Below are 19,439 nucleotides of genomic sequence, written 5' to 3'. Positions count from 1 at the left end.
CGTCGGCCCACTTCAGCGGCTTCGCGTGCGCGTCGATCGGCAGGATCAGACCCTTGCCCGGGTGGGCGGAGACGTTGTTGTCCTTCTGGGAGGTGTCCCAGAGCCAGATCAGCAGACCGTTCTGGTACGGGTAGTGCTCGACCCAGTCCGGACGGGTCGTGGAGAAGCCGAAGTTGTACGGGCCGACCTTGAGGGTCTGGTCGTACGAGACGTACTGGCGGTTCTCCGCGAGGTAGTACTGCGGGTACTCCTTGGTGAACGACGCGCCGACGCGGGAGAAGCCCTTGGCGGTCCAGCCGTTGTCGTCACCCTCGGCGTTGTCCGAGAAGAGCGCGGCACCGTCGGCGTTGACCGCGATGGTGTCGGCCGCGAAGCCCACGCCGCCCGCGCCACCGTCGGTGGTGTAACGGAAGCGGATGTCGATCTTCTTGCCGGCGTAGGCGTCCAGCGAGTACGACAGCTTCTGGTACTTGCCGGAGACGTCGGTCAGGGCCGGCTTGTCGCTGGCGTCGCGCGGGATGGCCTGGCCGTCGGCCGTGCCGTCGAGCGCGGTCCAGCTGGCGCCGCCGTTCTCCGACACCTCGGTGTAGAGGTAGTCGTAGTCCTTCTCGATGTCCCACCAGCCCGAAAGGTCCAGGGACGCCTTGGACTTGCCGGTCAGGTCGACCGAACGGGACAGGGTGTTGTTCAGGTTGTCACCCATGTCGCTCCACCACTGCTTGGAGCCCTCGGCGGGCGTCGTGACAGCGGTGGTGACGGCCTTGTCGGGCAGCGTGACGACGAGCGCCTGCTTGTCCTTGGTGTTGTACTCCGAGACACCCAGCTTGTGGAGCGAGCTCGTCGCGGCCTTGGCCGAGGCGTAGTTCAGCCAGCCCAGCTGCAGCTTGTCCCAGGCGGTCATGTCACCGGGCATGTCACCGATGGCGTTCTTGCCGGTGCCGAGCCAGGAACCGGCCGACATCAGGGACCAGAAACCGACCGAGTTCTCGGCGGTGTTGGTGGTGTCGTACAGGTCCGGCAGACCGAGGTCGTGGCCGTACTCGTGGGCGAAGACGCCCAGGCCGCCGTTCTCGGGCTGTGCGGTGTAGTCGCCGACCCAGATGCCGGTGTCACCGATCTGGGTGCCGCCGGCCTTGTTGTCGGCCGGGCCGGTCGCACCGGCGTTGGTGCCGTACGCGTACCAGCGGTGCGCCCAGATGGCGTTCGCGCCCTCGACGCCGCCGCCCGCGGACTCGTCCTCACCAGCGTGCACGATCTGGAAGTGGTCGATGTAGCCGTCGGGCTCGTTGAAGTTGCCGTCGTTGTCGAAGTCGTAGCGGTCCCACTGGTCGTAATTCGCCAGGTCCGCCTTGATCTGCTCCGGCGTGCGGCCCTTGGCCTTCTGGTCCGCCGCCCAGGCGTTCACGCCGTCCCTGATCATGTCCCAGGAGTTGGCGCAGTTGGACGAGCCGCAGTAGTTGGAGCCGTAACGGGCCTCGTTGTAGGGGACCTTGACCCAGTCGGAGACCTCGCCGTCGACCGAGTAGCGCCCGGAGGACGTCTTCTCGTAGTACGTCTTCAGCGAGTTCTTGCCGGCGCCCTCACCGAAGTAGAGGTCCTGGAAGTGGGCCTGGTTGTAATCGGCCTGCCAGGCGGTGCTGTTGTCCTTCGCAGGGTCCGGCTTGGCTATCGTGTTGTGCAGCGGTCCGGGCGTGCCGCCGTACTTCTTGACGGGCGGCTTGGGCCCGTCGCCATCCGGGTCGAACATGGTCGTGTCGTCGACCTTGTCGCCGAACTCGACCAGGACCGTGAAGATCTTGTCCGTCTTCTGGCGGCCGAGCTCGACGTACTTCTCGTCGTCGAGCTTGACGACCTTGGAACCGTCGCGCGTCGACACCTTCTTGTCGCCCGCGATGACCTGCTCCAGAGCAGCCTGACGCTGCGCGTCCTGCTGCTTGCTGTAAGGGCCTTCCAGGTCGTGCGCGCCGCCCTTGGCCGACCCCGGATCACGGCGGTCGACGATGGAGCTGCTCGCTCCTGGGGACTTTTCGTCCGCCTGGGCTGTGGCGAAGGCTGACGCCGTAGCGGCGGTGGCGGCCATGGCCACGACAACCGCCGTGGCGCGAAGCGCCCGTCTCTTAGTGGTCACTTGATGCTGTCCCTCCCCGGCGTCCGCGGCTGCAGCCTTGGGGTGTGGCAGGGCCGCGCGCGGATCGCGTCACAAGTGACGACATTCGACCGGAGTTACGAGAGAAAAGACAGATCTTGACTTGGACAGGCCAAGTACACTATGCAGAAGGGCATTTCCGTTATTCGGACGTTCATCGAGCAGGTAACCGGCGCGCCGAAGCGCCCCCACGGAACCCGGGATGACTCAGTGCGCCCCCCGTGCACCGGCACCGTGGGTTAGGTCACGCTTACTACCGGTTCCTCTCGGGCATCCACCGTCGTAGAGTCGCTTGACAGTGCGACCGCGTTGAGAGACTGCCCATCCGAAGCCCCGAGGACGGATACCGCCATGCCGCGTCCCACTGCTGCACAGCTCTCCTACGGATCGGTCACCGTCGTCTTCTCGACGCTCGCCATGCTGCTGCTGTCGCGTACGAGTTCGGGCGTCGGAATCGCCGTCATCGGAACGGCAGCGATGGCGCTCGGCCTGCTGGTGGCCGTCACCGTACCCCTGCCGCTGCGGACGAAAACGCGGAAGGCGGCGAAGACGGCAACCGGGGTTCGTACGAACCCTGCCGTCCCCACCGCCACTTCCGCCACGTCTACGGGAGATGCCGTAATCGACGATGTCCACCGGGCCAGGATCCCGGCCGTCCACGCCGCCGAGCGCGTGGGCGAGCACTCCCTGCGCCGCTGATCGGGCTCCTGGCTACGCGGTCGAGACCACCACGGTCTTGGCCGCCTTGTCCTGCAGTCCCTGCCGGTACGGCTTGTCCGTGAACATCAGCACGATGTTGATCAGCCACCACAGGCACGGGCAGCACAGCAGCGCCGGCAGCCACAGCACCACGGCCCGCAGGAACGAGGCGCTGGTGTCCGGCACCCGGCCGTCGTTGAGCATCGCGACCCGCAGCTTGAGCAGCCGCTTGCCGATCGTGCGGCCGTCCTTGTGCGTGAAGTACGTGTCGTACGCGACGTAGACCACCAGGGCGATCAGCGACCAGAGCAGCTGGTGCCCGTTGTAGGTCTGGGTGAACACATCGCCGGCGCTTTCGCCATTGCCGTTGTTGTCCGACACGTCGACCGCGCCGCCGAACGGCAGCGAGATCAGGTACAGCGGGATCGAGATGATCAGGAAGTCGATCAACCGGGCCAGAATCCGCTTGCCGGGCTCGGCGAGCGGCGGCATGCCCGCGAGCGGGTCGGTGCCGCCGTACGGGCCGCCGCCGTAGGCATTGGGATCGTACGGGGGTGGCGGAGGAGGCGGCGGCTGAGCACGGTCGTAGGGCGAGCCCGACCCCTGCCCCGACCCCGGCCCCGAGCCCGGCCCGGACTCGGACCCCGCCCCGGCTCCGGGCCCCGACTCCGACCCGGCCCCGGACCCCGACGGTGGCGTCGGGGGCTCCTGCGGCTTCTTGAGGAACGGGTCGTCCTCGGGTGGCTGGCCGGGCGTCGGCTGATCGTTGCTCATGGGGGCAGTGCATCCCGGCCCGGGGGCCCCCGCAACGGCTCAGGTGCGTTCGGGGGAACCCGGCACCGCGCGACGGCCCGTCACCCGACAAGCCGTCAGTACGCGGGATCAGCCCGCCACGAAAGTGCGGGCGGCCTTGTCGTGCCAGCACTGCCGCCACGGGCGGTCGAACAGACACCACATCACGTTGATCACACCGATCACCAGGATGCCGAGCACGCCGTAGACCAGCCACCGGCGCAGCGCGGCCCCGAAGCCGGGCGCGCTGTGGGACTCGATGTCCCGCACCTCGAGCCCGCAGAGCTTCTTGCCGAGCGTGCGGCCCCACTTCGCGGTCGGCAGCGCCTCCAACAGCACACCGAGCACCAGGAACGCCGCGAGCGCCCCGCCGAACAGGACGGACGTGGTGGAGTCCACCAGCCAGACGGTGACCGTCTCCCCGGACAGCTTCGCCGCGTCGATCTTCTCCTCGATGTGGTCCATCGCCCTCGTGAAAAGGGGGAACGCGACCGCGCCGACGAGCGCGCCCAGCACGACCGTGTCGACGAGCCGGGCGGCGAACCGCTTGCCGAGCCCGGCGGGGCGGGCCGCCGCCTGGGCCTGGGCGAGCTGCTGGAAGTAGTCGTTGACCGGGGGCTTCCAGGGCACGACGGGCTGGTCCGGCTGAGCCGGCTGCGGGCCGCGGAACTGCGGCTGACGCTGTTGCTGTTGCTGTTGCTGTTGGGGCGGAAGTTGCTGCTGCTGTTGCTGGGGCGCGGCGAGCTGACGGACCTGCTGCGCCCAGGAGGCGGCACCGCCGCCAGGTCCCGGAGTGAGCGGATTGTTGAGCTCCGCGGGAGCGGGAGCGGGAGCGGGAGCGGGAGCGGGCGCCGGGGCAAGTGCGGGCGCAGAGGCGTGCGGGGTGGTGCCGGGGGCGAACGCGCGGATCGACATCGTCCCGCCGCCTGGCTCCTGCTCCGCCTCCAGGGGCCGGGGGGGCCGGCCGCCCCGGCCCCTGGCGCGGATCTCGACCGTGCCTTCGGCAGGCGGACGCCCGGCCTCGCCGTCCCCGGCACCGGTCCCGCTCCCCGTCCCGCCGGCGCCACCGCTGCGGCCCGGGCGGTTGACCCGGATCGCGACGGTGCTCTCGGGAACGTGGCTGTTGCCGTCGCGCATGCCCGGCAGTGCGCCGCCCGTGGGGTCCTGCGAGCCGGACCCCCGCGGGTCCGTGGGCACCCGGTCGGCAGGGGTGCGCCCCGCCGGCGTACGCGGATCCTGAGTCGCTGCTGCGCCCTGCTCCCCCGGCCCGCCGGTCTCGCCGGGCTGCCCGGTGCCGCCCCAGGACACCCGCCGGTCGCGCTCGCCGCCGAAGCCGGTCTGCCGTGAGGCGTCGGCCTGCCAGGCGGATGCGGGTTCGGGGCGGTCGGGACCGTACGGCTCCTCGTCCAGGAAGACCGGACCGGTTTCGTCCACCGGCGTGTGGGCCGGCCCGGATGGCTGCGCGGGTGCCGGGCCCGGTGCCGACGGCCGCTGCGGCCGCTGCGGTTCGGGGTCCGCTCCAGCAGGTGTCTCGGGCGCCGACTCGCCCTGCAGAGGCGCAGGACGGCTGGTACCGGGCACCCACGAAGCGCCGTTCCAGTACCGGACATATCCGGGAATGGACGGGTCGGGGTAATACCCCTCGCGGGGCCTGTCGTCACCGGGTGCCGGGGTTGGGGCGCTCATCACCGTGGTCCCGTATCTCTTCGAAGCTTCAAGTCGACGGACCACATCTACCAGACAGTCGCGCACCCCCGTGCCAGTCCCGGTGTTTGAGCCACTTTCCGGTCGTCGTGAAGTTTTTTTCCGGAAGTCGCGTAATAGGTGGCGGGGAGGGCGCTCTCTCCATGTGCGGGCCGGTCAGGGGACCGGTTCACCGGCACCGGAAGGACGCACCTCATGCACACCGTTGTGGAACGCGAGCTGGAGCTCAAGCTGGTCCTGTCGCCGGAGCGCAGCATCCCCGTACCTGCCCGGCTGACCTACCGCGCGGAGGACCCGTATGCCGTGCACATCACCTTTCACATCGGCTCCGACTTCCCCGTGCACTGGACGTTCGCCCGCGATCTGCTGGTCGAGGGCGTGTTCCGGCCGTGCGGGCACGGCGACGTACGGATCCGGCCGACCAAGATCCAGCGGCGCAACGTCATCTGTGTGGCGCTGACCTCGCCCGACGGCGACGCGCTGCTCGAGGCGCCGTCCGCGGCCGTGGCCGCCTGGGTGGAGCGGACGCTGCGCCTGGTGCCGCCCGGCACCGAGACCGAGCGGCTCGGTATCGACGCCGGTCTCGCCGAACTGCTCACACCGCTGCCCGCCGACGACCTGTGGCTGAGCGACCCGTGGCCCTCGGACGAGTCGGCGGACGGCGAGGCCTGATGCGGCGCCTCTCGGGGAGGCCGGAAGGCTTGTCGAGGAGATCAGAAGACCTTGCCGGGGTTGAGCAGCCCCAGCGGGTCGAACGCCGCCTTGATGCCCCGGTGCATCTCGACGCTCACCTCGCCGAGTTCACGGGCCAGCCATTCCTTCTTCAGGACGCCGACGCCGTGCTCGCCGGTGATGGTGCCGCCGAGTTCCAGGCCGAGCGCCATGATCTCGTCGAAGGACTCGCGGGCCCGCCGGGACTCGTCGGCATCGGTGTGGTCGAAGCAGACGACGGGGTGGGTGTTGCCGTCGCCCGCGTGGGCGCAGACGCCGATGGTGAGGTCGTACTTCTCCGCGACGGCCGCCGTCCCCTCGATCATGGCGCCGAGCTTGGAGCGCGGTACGCACACGTCGTCGATCATCGTGGCGGACTTGACGGTCTCCAGGGCGGTCAGCGACATCCGGCGGGCCTGGAGGAGAAGTTCGGACTCGGCGGCGTCGGCCGCGGGGACCACCTCGGTGGCGCCCGCGGCGGTGCACAGTTCGGCGACGGCGGTCAGGTCGGCCGTGGGGTCCGGGGTGTCGAAGGCGGCGAGCAGGAGCGCCTCGGTGGAGTCGGGGAGGCCCATGTGGGCCATCTTGTTGACGGCGCGCACTGTCGTACGGTCCATCAGTTCGAGGAGTGAGGGAGTGTGACCGCGCTCCATGATCCGGCAGACCGCGTCGCAGGCGGCCGCCGCGGACGGGAACTCGGCAGCGAGGACGAGCTGCTGCGGCGGCTGCGGCTTCAGTGCGAGTACGGCGCCGACGACGATGCCGAGACTGCCTTCCGAGCCGACGAAGAGCCGGGTGAGGTCGTATCCGGCGACACCCTTGGCCGTCCGGCGCCCGGTCGTCAGAAGCCGCCCGTCGGCGAGGACGATCTCCAGGCCGATCACGTACTCGGCGGTGACGCCGTACTTCACGCAGCACAGCCCGCCGGACGCGGTGCCGATGTTGCCGCCGATGGTGCACATCTCCCAACTGGACGGGTCCGGCGGGTAGTACAGCCCGTGTTCGTTCACCGCGCGGGACAGCACGGCATTGATGACACCGGGCTCCACGACGGCGATCCGGTCGACGGGACTGATCTCCAGGATCCGGTCCATCTTCACCAGGGAAAGCACGATGCAGCCGTCGGAGGCGTTGGCCGCGCCCGACAGGCCGGTACGGGCCCCCTGCGGGACCACCGGGACACGCAGTGCGGTTGCGGTCCGCATGACGTGCTGGACCTGTTCGACGGTGCGCGGCAGCACCACCACGGCCGGTGCGCCCGCGTCGCAGAAGCTCGCCATGTCGTGGGCGTACGAGACGGTGATGTCCGGATCGGTGATCAGGGCCTCGGCAGGAAGGCCGGCGCGCAGTCGTTCGAGAAGATCGTCCATGATCCAAGCGTGACACCCGGGGCCAATGGTGTGAACCCGTCTGCGGCAGCGTTCGCAAGGTGCGGTGTGCTCTTCGTACCGACGCAGAGTGATCGGCATGGATGTCACGCCGCAGCACCCTTCGGAGCCCCCGCACTCGGACCACTCGGATCCGGACCGTCCGGATCGCCCGCCCCTTGCCTCGTCGCCCTCCGAGCCGTGCGACGACGTCCCGCCGAAGACGCCGCCGACGCCCGATTGCGAACCGCCCTTCGGCCTGGACCCGGAGTCGTCGGCGGACCCGCCGCCCGCCTCGTTGCACACGACGCTGCGCAGGGCGGCGTTCGGCATGGTGGCGGCTGCCGTGCTGGTGACGGGTGCGGTCGTGGCCGTACCGGACGACGGCAGGAAGACCGCGCCGCCGTCCGTGCCGGGAGGGGTCTCGCGCGCCCTGGCGGCGACGAGCTCGGGCTCTCCCGCCTCCCTCCCCGATCTGAAGGCGATGATCGGGGACCGGCAGAGCTGGGTGGGCACGCATCCGTCCGACGCGCGGTCGTGGGCGGTGCTCGGGACGGCTTATGTGGAGTGGGGGCAGCGTTCCGCGGACGCGGCGTACTACGGGCGGGCCGAGCAGGCGCTGAGGCGCTCCCTGGACGCACAGCCGGGTGACCGCGGGAACACGGCGGCCCTGGTGGGGCTGGCGGCGCTGGCCAACGCGCGGCACGACTTCGTCACGGCGAAGAAGTGGGGCGAGACGGTACGGACTCGGCAGCCGAAGGACTGGACGGTGTACCCGGTACTGATCGACGCGTACGACGGGCTCGGTGAGTACGCGGCGGCGGCCAAGGCGGCGGAGAAGTTCACGGCGCTGCGCTCGGGCGTCCCGGCGCTCTCGCGGACGGCGCAGATGTACCGGAACCAGGGCCGTCGCAAGGACGCCCTCGCCACCGCGCAGAATGCGGCGAACCGGGCCACCGCACCCGCCGAGAAGGCGGACTGCCTGCACCGGCTGGGCGAACTGGCCTGGGAGCGGGGCGAGTCCGAGAAGGCGGTGGCGCAGTACAGCGCGGCCCTGCGGACCGACCCGGCCCACCATCCGTCGCTCGCCGGCCGGGCGCGGGCGCTGGCGGCCCTGGGCCGCACGGACGAGGCGCAGCGCGACTACCGGGCGGCGCTGTCCCGGCTCCCCCGCCCCGAATACATGCTGGAACTGGGCGAGTTGTACGAGTCGCTGGGCCTGGACAACGACTCCCTCAGCCAGTACACGCGGCTTCGCAAGAGCCTGGCCCGAGCCGACGGCTACGGAGTCGACGACGCGCTCCTGCTGGGCCGCTTCGAGGCCGACCACGGGAACGCGGCCGCGGCGGTGGGACTCCTGAAGACGGAGTGGCAGCGCCGGCATCACAGCGCGGCGGTCGCCGACGCGCTGGGCTGGGCGCTGCACCGCTCGGGCGACTCGGCGAGTGCGCTGCAGTACGCGCAGAAGGCGGCGGACACGGGCGGAGGGACGGCGCTGTACGCGTATCACCTGGGCGTGATCGAGCGGGATCTGAGTGAGTACGGCCCGGCCCGCCGCCACCTCGAGGAGGCGCTGCGGACCAACGCGCAGTTCTCACCGCTGGCGGCCCCGGCGGCCCGGAAGGCCCTGGACGCCCTGAGCCGGCCGTCGGCGACCGGCCCGCGAGACATGCAGCCCACCCCGGGGCCGGATCGCATGGCCGCCGGCCCGGGCCGCAGCACGCACGCTCCGGCCGGGGCGGCATCGCCTGCGCCGGGCGTCCACTGACAGGGCCGGTGCCCGGCGCCGCGAACGGGACGGACTCGCCGGGCCCGGCCGGCGGTGGTGCACATGGATCGCCGGACGGCCCGGCTTCAGGCCGTCCGGCGCTTTCCCTTCATCGGCCGGAACGAGCGGCGACTACGCGGCCCCTGATCCGTCCCACCGTTCATCCCCATTGCCGCCCGCACCCCCCGCTACCTCACTCGATCGGACCGGCCGAGGACCCGATCGGCCTGCGGACCCTGCGTCGGGCGCGCGTCTTCCGGCACGGAGCAGCACGAAGGGCGGGGCCTCCGCGTTCGCCGGAAGCCCCGCCCTTCACATCCGAGCGTCCGGCTCAGAGGTTGCCGCGCTTCTCCTGCTCGCGCTCGATCGCCTCGAACAGAGCCTTGAAGTTGCCCTTGCCGAAGCCCATCGAGCCGTGGCGTTCGATCATCTCGAAGAAGACCGTCGGGCGGTCCTGGACCGGCTTCGTGAAGATCTGCAGCAGGTAGCCGTCCTCGTCGCGGTCGACGAGGATCTTCAGCTCGCGGAGCGTCTCCACCGGGACGCGGGTCTCGCCGGCCCACTCGCCGAGGGTGTCGTAGTACGAGTCGGGGGTGTCCAGGAACTGGACGCCGGCCGCGCGCATCGCACGTACCGACGCGACGATGTCGTTCGTGGCGAGGGCGATGTGCTGGACGCCCGCGCCGCCGTAGAACTCCAGGTACTCGTCGATCTGCGACTTCTTCTTCGCGATCGCCGGCTCGTTGATCGGGAACTTCACCTTCAGGGTGCCGTCGGCGACGACCTTCGACATGAGGGCGGAGTACTCGGTGGCGATGTCGTCGCCCACGAACTCCTTCATGTTGGTGAAGCCCATGACCTTGTTGTAGAAGCCGACCCACTCGTTCATCCGGCCCAGCTCCACATTGCCGACGCAGTGGTCGACGGCCTGGAAGGTGCGCTTGGCGGGCGGTTCGACGATCGGCGCGGCTGCTGCGAAGCCGGGGAGGTACGGGCCGTCGTAACCGCTGCGGTCGACGAGGGTGTGGCGGGTCTGGCCGTACGTGGCGATCGCGGCCAGCACGACCGTGCCGTACTCGTCCTTGATCTCGTGCGGCTCGGCGAGACCCAGTGCGCCGTGTTCGACGGCGTACGCGTAGGCCGCCCGCGCGTCCGGGACCTCGATGGCCAGGTCGACCACGCCGTCGCCGTGCTCGGCGACATGGTCGGCGAGGAAGCGGCCGTGGTCGGTGGATGCCCTGATGACGGAGGTGAATACAAAGCGTGCCGAGCCGTTGGTCAGCACATAACTGGCGGTCTCGCGGCTGCCGTTCTCCGGTCCGGAGTAGGCGACGAGCTTCATGCCGAAGGCGGTCGAGTAGTAGTGCGCGGCCTGCTTGGCATTGCCCACGGCGAAGACGACGGCGTCCATTCCCTTGACCGGGAAGGGATCGGCCTGCCTGGCGGTAACGGGGGTGTTGTGCAGCGTCTCAGTCATGCTCGAAGACTCTCCCCGCATCGCAAGGTGCGCAATAGTTCACGTATCTGCTGGGCAGTCTGTACAGGCGTTTGCTTGGATGAGCGGACCATCTGTACAGGGTGACCATAGGGAGTCGCACGTGGCGATCGATCATCTGGACGGGCGGCTCATCGTGCTGCTCGCCCGTGAACCGCGGATAGGCGTACTGGAAGCGTCGCGCCGGCTCGGGGTGGCCCGCGGGACCGTGCAGGCGCGGCTCGACCGGCTTCAGTCGAATGGCGTCATCCGCGGATTCGGCCCGGACGTCGATCCGGCAGCCCTCGGCTACCCCGTCACCGCCTTCGCCACGCTGGAGATCAAGCAGGGCCAAGGCGCCGATGTGCGGGCCCATTTGGACGGCGTTCCCGAAGTGCTGGAGCTGCACACCACGACCGGGCACGGCGACATGCTCTGCCGGCTCGTCGCCCGTTCCAACGCCGACCTTCAGCGGGTGATCGACCGTGTTGTCGGTTTTGATGGCATTGTCCGGGCCTCCACGGCGATCGTCATGGAGAACCCGGTGCCTCTGCGCATCATCCCGCTCGTCCAGCAGGCCGCGGAGGACAGCGACTGAGTCAAGGAGTGGCGCGTGAGCTTCTGGGAGTACCTGGTCAATCGGCACCAGCAGCTGCTCACCGACGCGTACCAGCATGTCAGCGCCGTGTTCCAGTGCATGGTCATCGCCACCGTGCTCGGCATCCTGATCGGGATCGTCACCTATCGCAGCAGCTGGGGCGGCTCACTGGCCATCACCTCGACGGCTGCGATCCTCACCATCCCGTCCCTCGCCGCGATCGGCCTGCTGATCCCGCTCGTCGGGCTGGGGGTCCCGCCCACCGTGATCACGCTGACGCTGTACGGACTGCTGCCCGTCGTCCGTAACTCCATCGTCGGACTGCGCGGCGTCGATCCGGCGCTCGTCGACGCGGCCAAGGGCATCGGGATGTCGCGGATCGCCCGGCTCTGCAGGGTGGAGCTGCCGCTCGCCTGGCCCCCGATCCTCACCGGCATCCGGGTGTCGACGCAGATGCTGATGGGGATCGCCGCCATCGCCGCGTACGCCTCCGGCCCCGGCCTCGGCAACGAGATCTTCCGCGGCATCGCCTCGCTGGGCAGCGCCAACGCGATCAATCAGGTCCTCGCCGGCACGCTCGGCATCGTCATCCTCGCCCTGCTCTTCGACGCCGCGTACGTCCTGCTCGGGAGGCTCACCATCCCCAGGGGGATCCGTGCCTGAGACCGTCACCGGGGCCGCCGACAAACCCACCGCCACTTCCGGGGCAACCATCCAGCTGGAGGAACTGACCAAGCGCTATCCCGGCAACCCGAACCCGGCCGTGGACAGTGTCTCCATGGACATCAAGGCCGGCGAGACGGTGATCTTCGTCGGTCCGTCCGGCTGCGGGAAGTCCACCACCCTGAAGATGATCAACCGGCTGATCGAGCCGACGTCCGGCCGGATCAGGATCAACGACGAGGACGTCACCGACATCGACCCGGTGAAGCTGCGCCGCAAGGTCGGGTACGCGATCCAGTCGTCCGGACTCTTCCCGCACATGACGGTCGCCGAGAACATCGCCCTCGTACCGAAGATGGTCGGCTGGTCGAAGTCGAAGGTGAAGGACCGCGTCGAGGAGATGCTCGACCTGGTCGGGCTGGACCCGCGGGAGTTCCACGGGCGCTACCCGCGCCAGCTGTCCGGCGGCCAGCAGCAGCGGGTGGGCGTGGCGCGGGCGCTGGCCGCCGATCCGCCGGTGCTGCTGATGGACGAGCCGTTCGGCGCCGTCGACCCGATCACCCGCGACCATCTCCAGGACGAGCTGATCCGGCTCCAGCACGAGCTGCACAAGACGATCGTCTTCGTCACCCATGACTTCGACGAGGCGATCAAGCTGGGCGACCGGATCGCCGTGTTGCGGGAGCGTTCGCACATCGCGCAGTTCGACACCCCGGAGGCGATCCTCACCAACCCGACGGACGATTTCGTGTCCGGGTTCGTCGGCGCGGGCGCGGCTCTGAAGCGGCTCAACCTCACCCGCGTACGGGAAGTGGAGATCGCCGACTTCCCGACGGTGACGGTCGACGACCCGCTCCAGGAGATCTTCAACAAGCTGCGCTCCGGCCCGCACAACGAGCTGCTGATGCTGGACCGCAGGAACCGTCCGTACAAGTGGCTGCGGCGCGGTGACCTGATGCGGGCCCGTGGCTCGCTGGCGCGTGCCGGGCAGCTGGTCCACGACACGGTGACCCGGGACGGCACGCTGCACGACGCGCTGGAGGCCGTGCTCATCGACAGCGGCGGGCGGGTCGCGGTGACCGGGCGGCGCGGCGAGTTCATCGGCGTCGTCGACATGCAGACCCTGATGAACTCCGTCCATGAACTCCTGGAGGCCGACCGGCTCACCGCCATGGAGCACCAGCACGATCTGGAGGAGCTGCGCGCCCATCAGGCCGAGCGGGACCAGGAGGGCGGTGCAGGCGAATGAACCCCAACCAGCCGGTCCCGCCCGACCAGCCGATTCCCCCCAACGGTTCGATTCCCCCCATCGTTCCGGTGCCTCCCAGGACCGGTGAGCAGTCGATGCCCGCCCGGCCGCCCGGCGAGCTCGAGGTCAGGGGCCGAGCCTTCCACGACGAGGAGGAGGAGCCCGCACCGCCGCCCGCAGGACCGCCGCGCCGGATCACCTGGCGCAAGCTGGTGCTGGTACCGGCCGCCCTGGCGATCGTCCTCGTCGCCACGTACCTGTGGATCACCAACGTTCCTCTCGACTCGATCGCGAGGAACTCGCTCTCCGGCGGCAATGTGCAACTGCGCTGGTGGCAGCACGTCAAACTGACCGCGATCTCCACCTTCTGGGTGCTGATCATCGCCATCCCGCTCGGGATCGCGCTCACCCGGCGCAGGTTCCGCAAGGGCGCCCCGTTGGTCACGGTGGTCGCCAACGTCGGGCAGGCCACCCCGGCGATCGGGCTGCTGGCGCTGCTGGTGATCTGGCTGGGCATCGGCCCGCGGACGGCGATCATCGGCATGGTGATCTACGCGGTGCTGCCGGTGCTCTCCAATACGGTGGCCGGCCTGAAGGCGATCGAACCGAACCTGGTCGAGGCCTCACGCGGCATCGGCATGTCGGCGATGGGAACGCTCACGAAGGTCGAACTGCCGCTCGCCGTACCGCTGATCCTGGCGGGCGTACGGACGGCCCTGGTGCTCAACGTCGGCACGGCGACCCTGGCGACGTTCGGCGGCGGTGGCGGGCTCGGGGACCTGATCACCTCGGGCATCCAGACGCAGCGGATGCCGGTGCTGGTGCTCGGTTCCGTGCTGACGGTGGTGCTGGCGCTGCTGGTGGACTGGATGGCCTCCCTGGTCGAGGTGGCGCTGACGCCACGCGGACTGGAGGTGGGGTGATGCGTACGGCGGGGGCGTCGCGCAAGATCCGGGCCGGTCTCGTCGGTGTGCTGGTACTCACCCCCGTGCTCGCCGGCTGCGGGCTCAAGAGCGGTTCGCCGATGGCCGACGACGTCCTGCCGGGCTCCGTCGGCCGGGGCCGGCCGCTGGACGGCGCCTCGCTGACCGTCACCTCGAAGAACTTCAGCGAGAACATCATCCTCGGCCAGATGATCGGCCTGGTCTTCAAGGCCGCCGGTGCCGAGGTCCTGGACCGGACGAACCTGCCCGGATCGATCAGCGCGCGCGAGGCCATCATCAAGGGCGACGCCGATGCGATGTACGAATACACGGGCACCGCCTGGATCACCTACCTCGGCCATGCGAAGCCGATCACCGACCCGCTGAAGCAGTGGGAGGCGGTCCGGGACGAGGACCGGAAGAACGGGGTGACCTGGCTGCCGCAGTCCACCCTCAACAACACCTACGCCCTGGCCATCAGCAGGAAGAACAACGCGAAGTACCACCTGAGGACGCTCTCCGACGTCGCCGCGCTGGCGAAGAAGAACCCGTCGGCGGTGACGATCTGCGTGGAGAACGAGTTCGCCTCGCGCGACGACGGGCTGCCGGGCATGGAGAAGGCGTACGGGATGTCGATCCCGCCCGGCAACATCAAGAAGATGGACGCCGGGATCATCTACACACAGGTGTCGAAGTCCAACTCCTGCCTGCTGGGCGAGGTGTTCACCACGGACGGCCGGATCAAGGCGATGGACCTCGACGTCCTCGCGGACAACAAACACTTCTTCCCCAACTACAACGCGGCGCCCGTCATCCACACCGCGACCTTCGACAAGTACCCGGAGATCGCGGGGCTGCTGGATCCGGTCAGCCGACGGCTGACCACGGAGGTCGCGCAGGAGCTGAACGCGAAGGTGGACGTCGACGGGCAGGACCCGCACGTCGTGGCCAAGGACTGGCTGATCCAGGAAGGCTTCATCAAGAACGGGTAGGGGCGTCCGGCCGAGAAGTTACAAAGAATTCGTTGCAAAGAAGCGTTGCAAAGAGACCTTTGCATGTCTATCTTCGAAGCATGGCAGCGAACGAAGCCGACGGCGGGAAGCCGCTCGACCCGAACATCCACCGCGTCGACGCCCGCACCCTGCGCGGGCTCGCCCACCCCCTGCGAATCCGCCTGCTCAACACCCTCCGGGAGTTCGGCCCCGCCACCGCGTCGGGACTGGCGGACCGGCTCGGCGAGTCCAGCGGCGCCACCAGCTACCACTTGCGCCAACTGGCCACGTACGGCTTCGTCGAGGACGACCCGACGCTCGGCAAGGGACGCGAGCGGTGGTGGCGGGCCATGCACATGGGCGTGGCCTTCGACAGCAGCGCGAACTTCCTCCGCGACCCCGACCCGGAGGTGCGCGGCGCCATGGGAGTCGTCCTGCACGAGATCGCCACCATGCACACCCAGGAGCTCAACACCTGGCTCGGCACCATGCACGAGTGGCCCGATGAGTGGCTGCGCAGCTCGGACCTCAGCAACTTCAAGATGCGGCTCACCCCGGAGCTCTCACTGGAGCTGGCCGAGAAGATCCACGACCTGATCGACAGCTACCGGGACCGGGTCCCCGAAGGCACCGAGGGCTCGGCCGTCGTCCGCACCCATCTGCACATGTTCCCGCGCCCCACCGACTGACCGCACCGCCCGGCCGCACCGCCAGACCTCACCGCCTGTCCGCACCGTGACCTCACCGCCCGAGAGGACTTCGCCATGCACTCCGACATGCACCTGCCGCTGCACCACCTCCGCTCCGCCGAACTGCAGCAGCGCGCCTCCGAGTTCCGCTTGTCCCGCCGGTCACCGCGGCAGAGCCTCCGCATGCACCTGGGTTGGGCCCTGGTCGAGTTGGGCCTGCACGTCCTGCCGAACCGCCACGGCCTGCCCGCCCCCAGCACCCCTCGCACGGCTTAGCCATGGACGGGGGGAACCGCAAACCGCTCGCCGCCCTTCTCGCGGCCAACTCCATCTCGACCGCGGGCACTTCGCTCACCCTGATCGGGGTCCCGTGGTTCGTCCTGCAGACCACCGGCAGCGCCGGACGGGCCGGCCTCGTCGCCTTCTGCGCCACGCTGCCGATCGTCGTCTCCGCGGTGATCGGCGGGCCCGTCATCGACCGAGCAGGACGGCGGCGGGTCTCCGTCGCCTCCGACACGGTGTGCGGCCTCGCCATCGCCGCCGTCCCGCTGCTGCACTACGCGGGGGCGCTCGAGTTCTGGATGCTCTGCGCTCTGATGGCGCTGAACGGACTCGTCCACACACCCGGTAACACCGCGCGCTACGTCCTCCTGCCGGATCTCGCCGAACACGCCGGGACCACGATCACCCGCGCCGCCAGCCTCTTCGACGCCACCTCGCGCGGCGCCAGGATGACCGGGGCGGCGCTGGCCGGGGTGCTGATCGCGCTCGTCGGCGCGGAGACCGTACTGCTGCTGGACGCTGCGACGTTCGGCGCGTCCGCACTGCTGATCGCGGCAGGCGTACGAGGTGTACGGTCGGCCGAGCCGCGCAAGTCGGCCGCGCCGGTCTCGCTGCGTACGTACCGCGCCGAACTGCGCGAGGGCTATGCCTACTTGTTCCGCAACCGGCTGCTGCTGGCCGTCGTGGTGATGGTGCTCTTCATGAACGGCACCGACCAGGGCTGGAACGCCGTGCTGCTGCCGGTGCACGCCGAGCGCGAACTGGGCGGCGCGACCCAACTGGGGCTGCTCACCGCACTGTTCGGGGCGGGCGGCCTGACGGGCGCACTGGTGTACGGGGCGGTGGGGCACCGGTTCTCACGGCGGGCGGTGTTCACGGTGTGCGTGGTGCTCTGCGGCGGGCCGAGGTTCGTGGTGGCCGCACTGACGGACACGACACTGCCGCTGGCCGTGACGATGCTGCTCGGTGGTCTCGCGGGCGGGGTGCTGAACCCGATCCTGACCACGGTGACGTACGAACGCGTACCGCAACGGCTCCGCAGCCGGGTCTCCGGGGCGATCACCGCGGGCTGCGAGCTGGCACTGCCGGTGGGCGGGCTGGTGGCGGGGCTGCTGGTCGAGAGCGTGGGTGTGGACGGGGCGCTGCTGGCGCTGGGCGGGGTGTACCTGCTGGCGACGGTGAGCCCGATGGTCTTCCCCGTGTGGCGCACGATGGACGACAGGCCGTCCGAGGGAGTGCGGGGCGGCGCCCCGGCCGCCGAGGTGAAGGCGGACGTCTCACGCGAGTAGGCGGGCGGCCCGCACGCACCGACCGGGTCGGACCGGGCCGGGTCAGGTCGGGTCCGGCCGGGTCAGGTCGGGTCAGGTCGGGTTGGAGCGGGTCGGCATCGGCCGAGTCGCGCCGGGCCGGGCCGGATCGCGGCCCGGCCATCAGCAGCTCGGGACCTTGTGGCCCTGCTCCAGCGCCTGCAGCGAGGACACCGCGCTCTTCAGCGTCGTGACGGGGATCAGCTTGAGCCCCTTCGGGAGCTCGGCGCCCGCCTCCTTGCACTCGGCCTTCGGGACGAGGAAGACGGTCGCGCCGTCGCGCTTGGCCGCCTGGGTCTTCAACGAGACCCCGCCGACCGCGCCGACATTGCCGTTCGCCTCGATCGTGCCCGTGCCGGCGATGGTGCGGCCACCGGTGAGATCACCACCGGAGCCGTTGCCGTCGAGCTTGTCGACAATGCCGAGCGCGAAGAACAGGCCGGCGCTGGGCCCACCCACATTGGCGAGATTCAGGGTGACGTCCACCGAGCCGGGGCGCTTTCCGAGGTACGTCAGGGCCGCGTCGACGGCGGCGTTCTGCGACTTCCTCATGTCCTCGAGGTTGTGCTTCTCGATCTCCTTCTCGGAGCCGCCGGTCGGGTAGACCGAGTCGCGGGGCAGGACCGCACGGTCCGTCCGGAACCAGCTGTCGATCACGTCTCCCATTCCGACGTCCGCGGTCGGCCCGGTCGCAATGATCGTCGTCATCCGCAGCTGACCGCTGGTGGACCGGGTCGGCGTGCCCTCGATGCTGATCACGGGCGTGCCGCGCACGTTCCCGAGCACGTTCGCGGTCGTACCGGGCTGCGCCAGCGTGAACGGCAGCGGCGCGAAGGCGGCGACGCCGAACAGGGCGACGACGGGCAGGGCGCAGAGGGCGACGGTGCGGGGGCGCGAGAGACGAGTGACCACCCGCCCAATCTAGCCGCCGGGGGCGGAGGGCGGGTGCGGCCACCCCCGGCCCGCCCGGCGCCCGAGGACACCCGACCGGCCGGACCGGCCGGACCGGCCCGTCCGGTGCTTCAAGGCCCGTGCCTTCCTTGAGGACAGCACAGCCACCGGACGGCGCCGGTCACTACCGCAGCGCCTCCGCCACCTCACGGGCCGCGTCGACGACCCGTGGGCCGACCCGCTCCGGTACCGCGTCCGTGAGCATCACCACGCCCACGCTGCCCTCGACCCCCGTCACACCCAGCAGCGCCGCGGCGGCGCCACTCGCACCCGCTTCGAGTTCGCCGTGGGTGAGGGTGAAGGCGGGTTCGGCCACCGGCTTCGCCCGGGCGGCAAGGATCGCCCGGCCCGCTGCCCCGCGGTCGAGGGGATGGCGGAAGCCGGCCCGGTACGCCACGTGGTAGTCGGTCCAGGTCGGTTCGACGACCGCGACCGCCAGCGCGTCGGTGCCGTCGACCAGGGTCAGGTGGGCGGTGGCTCCGATGTCCTCGGCGAGGGACCGCAGCGCGGGCAGCGCTGCCTCCCGTACGAGCGGATGCACCTGGCGGCCCAGGCGCAGCACGCCCAGGCCGACTCTGGCCCGGCCACCCAAGTCGCGGCGTACCAGGGCATGTTGTTCCAGTGTGGCGAGCAGACGGTAGACGACGGTGCGGTTCACGCCGAGTTTGTTGGACAACTCGGTGACGGTCAGACCGTGGTCGGTGTCGGCAAGCAGCTTGAGGACGCGTAGTCCCCGGTCGAGCGTCTGGGAGGTCTCCGCGGTCACGACGCCCTCTCCTCTTTGGTGAGTGGCGGCACTCTCACGGAGGTTGCGTCGCCGGTCCCAGCGGCGACGCACGGAGAGGCCGCCGGCGGCCAAGGCACCGGCTGCGCTCCGCGGCGGCGTTGCCACGGGGCGTTCACTTTTTTGGGACAGTAGCGAGCCAGTCCGCTCAGCGGAAGACCTCGTCCAGAATCCGGGCGCCCGCGGAATTGCGGTTGTGCCTCGGAAGCATAAGTGCCGGTCAGCGCGGCGCCGACCGGATTCTGGGCATCTACGCGCGTCCAGGTCGGCCGACGCCTTCGCGACGCTCCGTGTACGGAAGTGAACCATCGTTAACTCACCGTGAACGAATGTGGCGCAA

General features: G+C 69.9%; 18 protein-coding genes. 11 read left to right on the top strand and 7 right to left on the bottom strand.

Going from position 1 to position 19,439, the window contains the following annotated elements:
* On the bottom strand, nt 1-2,128 hold a 2,128-nt coding region (locus tag ACWCP8_RS28795), incomplete at its 3' end, for an immune inhibitor A domain-containing protein (protein ID WP_451119009.1).
* Between the two features lie 369 nt (nt 2,129-2,497).
* On the opposite strand from ACWCP8_RS28795, the gene ACWCP8_RS28790 reads away from it, so the two are divergent.
* Entirely contained in the window at nt 2,498-2,845 is a 348-nt protein-coding gene (locus tag ACWCP8_RS28790) for a hypothetical protein (protein WP_352262593.1), read from the top strand.
* Between the two features lie 12 nt (nt 2,846-2,857).
* On the opposite strand, the gene ACWCP8_RS28785 is transcribed toward ACWCP8_RS28790, so the two are convergent.
* Nucleotides 2,858-3,619, bottom strand: coding sequence for an RDD family protein (locus ACWCP8_RS28785; protein WP_451119006.1), 762 nt, complete (start codon nt 3,617-3,619; stop codon nt 2,858-2,860).
* A 108-nt stretch (nt 3,620-3,727) separates the two neighbouring features.
* Complete coding sequence (locus ACWCP8_RS28780) at nt 3,728-5,323, bottom strand: RDD family protein (protein WP_451119004.1); 1,596 nt, start codon at nt 5,321-5,323, stop codon at nt 3,728-3,730.
* Nucleotides 5,324-5,536: 213 nt separating this feature from the next.
* On the opposite strand from ACWCP8_RS28780, the gene ACWCP8_RS28775 reads away from it, so the two are divergent.
* Nucleotides 5,537-6,013 carry an SsgA family sporulation/cell division regulator gene (locus tag ACWCP8_RS28775; protein WP_352262598.1) on the top strand — a complete coding sequence of 159 codons (477 nt, stop codon included), beginning with the start codon at nt 5,537-5,539 and terminating at the stop codon, nt 6,011-6,013.
* A 41-nt stretch (nt 6,014-6,054) separates the two neighbouring features.
* Here the strand turns inward: ACWCP8_RS28775 and ACWCP8_RS28770 are convergent, their stop codons facing one another.
* The gene (locus ACWCP8_RS28770; protein ID WP_352262600.1) at nt 6,055-7,422 is read right to left on the bottom strand and encodes an FAD-binding oxidoreductase; all 1,368 of its coding nucleotides are present in this window, start codon (nt 7,420-7,422) and stop codon (nt 6,055-6,057) included.
* A 97-nt stretch (nt 7,423-7,519) separates the two neighbouring features.
* Here ACWCP8_RS28770 and ACWCP8_RS28765 point away from each other — a divergent pair, with 97 nt between their 5' ends.
* Nucleotides 7,520-9,187: a hypothetical protein gene (locus ACWCP8_RS28765; RefSeq protein WP_451119002.1), complete on the top strand. Its 1,668-nt coding sequence runs from the start codon at nt 7,520-7,522 to the stop codon at nt 9,185-9,187.
* Nucleotides 9,188-9,518: 331 nt separating this feature from the next.
* Here ACWCP8_RS28765 and hppD read toward each other — a convergent pair whose 3' ends face one another.
* Nucleotides 9,519-10,664: a 4-hydroxyphenylpyruvate dioxygenase gene (hppD, locus tag ACWCP8_RS28760; RefSeq protein WP_352262604.1), complete on the bottom strand. Its 1,146-nt coding sequence runs from the start codon at nt 10,662-10,664 to the stop codon at nt 9,519-9,521.
* Nucleotides 10,665-10,785: 121 nt separating this feature from the next.
* Between hppD and ACWCP8_RS28755 the strand changes: the two genes are divergently transcribed.
* The 8 genes from ACWCP8_RS28755 to ACWCP8_RS28720 all read left to right on the top strand — a co-directional run bounded on the left by ACWCP8_RS28755 (nt 10,786) and on the right by ACWCP8_RS28720 (nt 17,346).
* On the top strand, nt 10,786-11,259 hold the full coding sequence (locus ACWCP8_RS28755) for an Lrp/AsnC family transcriptional regulator (RefSeq protein ID WP_030923048.1): 474 nt from the start codon (nt 10,786-10,788) through the stop codon (nt 11,257-11,259).
* Nucleotides 11,260-11,274: 15 nt separating this feature from the next.
* Nucleotides 11,275-11,922, top strand: coding sequence for an ABC transporter permease (locus ACWCP8_RS28750; RefSeq protein ID WP_030923046.1), 648 nt, complete (start codon nt 11,275-11,277; stop codon nt 11,920-11,922).
* On the top strand, nt 11,915-13,171 hold the full coding sequence (locus ACWCP8_RS28745) for an ABC transporter ATP-binding protein (protein WP_352262606.1): 1,257 nt from the start codon (nt 11,915-11,917) through the stop codon (nt 13,169-13,171). Before ACWCP8_RS28750 ends, ACWCP8_RS28745 begins: the two co-directional genes overlap by 8 nt.
* Nucleotides 13,172-13,266: 95 nt before the next feature.
* The gene (locus ACWCP8_RS28740) at nt 13,267-14,094 is read left to right on the top strand and encodes an ABC transporter permease (RefSeq protein WP_326608471.1); all 828 of its coding nucleotides are present in this window, start codon (nt 13,267-13,269) and stop codon (nt 14,092-14,094) included.
* Nucleotides 14,094-15,086: a glycine betaine ABC transporter substrate-binding protein gene (locus ACWCP8_RS28735; protein ID WP_352262608.1), complete on the top strand. Its 993-nt coding sequence runs from the start codon at nt 14,094-14,096 to the stop codon at nt 15,084-15,086. The genes ACWCP8_RS28740 and ACWCP8_RS28735 overlap by 1 nt, the downstream gene beginning before the upstream one ends.
* A gap of 80 nt (nt 15,087-15,166) precedes the next feature.
* The gene (locus tag ACWCP8_RS28730) at nt 15,167-15,775 is read left to right on the top strand and encodes an ArsR/SmtB family transcription factor (RefSeq protein ID WP_451118999.1); all 609 of its coding nucleotides are present in this window, start codon (nt 15,167-15,169) and stop codon (nt 15,773-15,775) included.
* Nucleotides 15,776-15,850: 75 nt separating this feature from the next.
* Entirely contained in the window at nt 15,851-16,051 is a 201-nt protein-coding gene (locus ACWCP8_RS28725; protein WP_451118997.1) for a hypothetical protein, read from the top strand.
* Between the two features lie 2 nt (nt 16,052-16,053).
* Nucleotides 16,054-17,346, top strand: coding sequence for an MFS transporter (locus ACWCP8_RS28720; protein ID WP_352262613.1), 1,293 nt, complete (start codon nt 16,054-16,056; stop codon nt 17,344-17,346).
* Nucleotides 17,347-17,487: 141 nt separating this feature from the next.
* Here ACWCP8_RS28720 and ACWCP8_RS28715 read toward each other — a convergent pair whose 3' ends face one another.
* Nucleotides 17,488-18,276, bottom strand: a complete 789-nt coding sequence (locus ACWCP8_RS28715; RefSeq protein ID WP_451118995.1) for a S16 family serine protease — start codon at nt 18,274-18,276, stop codon at nt 17,488-17,490.
* A gap of 163 nt (nt 18,277-18,439) precedes the next feature.
* Nucleotides 18,440-19,081, bottom strand: coding sequence for an IclR family transcriptional regulator (locus ACWCP8_RS28710; RefSeq protein ID WP_352262616.1), 642 nt, complete (start codon nt 19,079-19,081; stop codon nt 18,440-18,442).
* Between the last annotated feature and the right edge of the window lie 358 nt (nt 19,082-19,439).

The organism is Streptomyces sp. NPDC002206 (assembly GCF_053593595.1).
The sequence above is the reverse complement of the archived record's forward strand: the minus strand, read 5'-3'. Positions and strand labels throughout refer to the sequence as shown.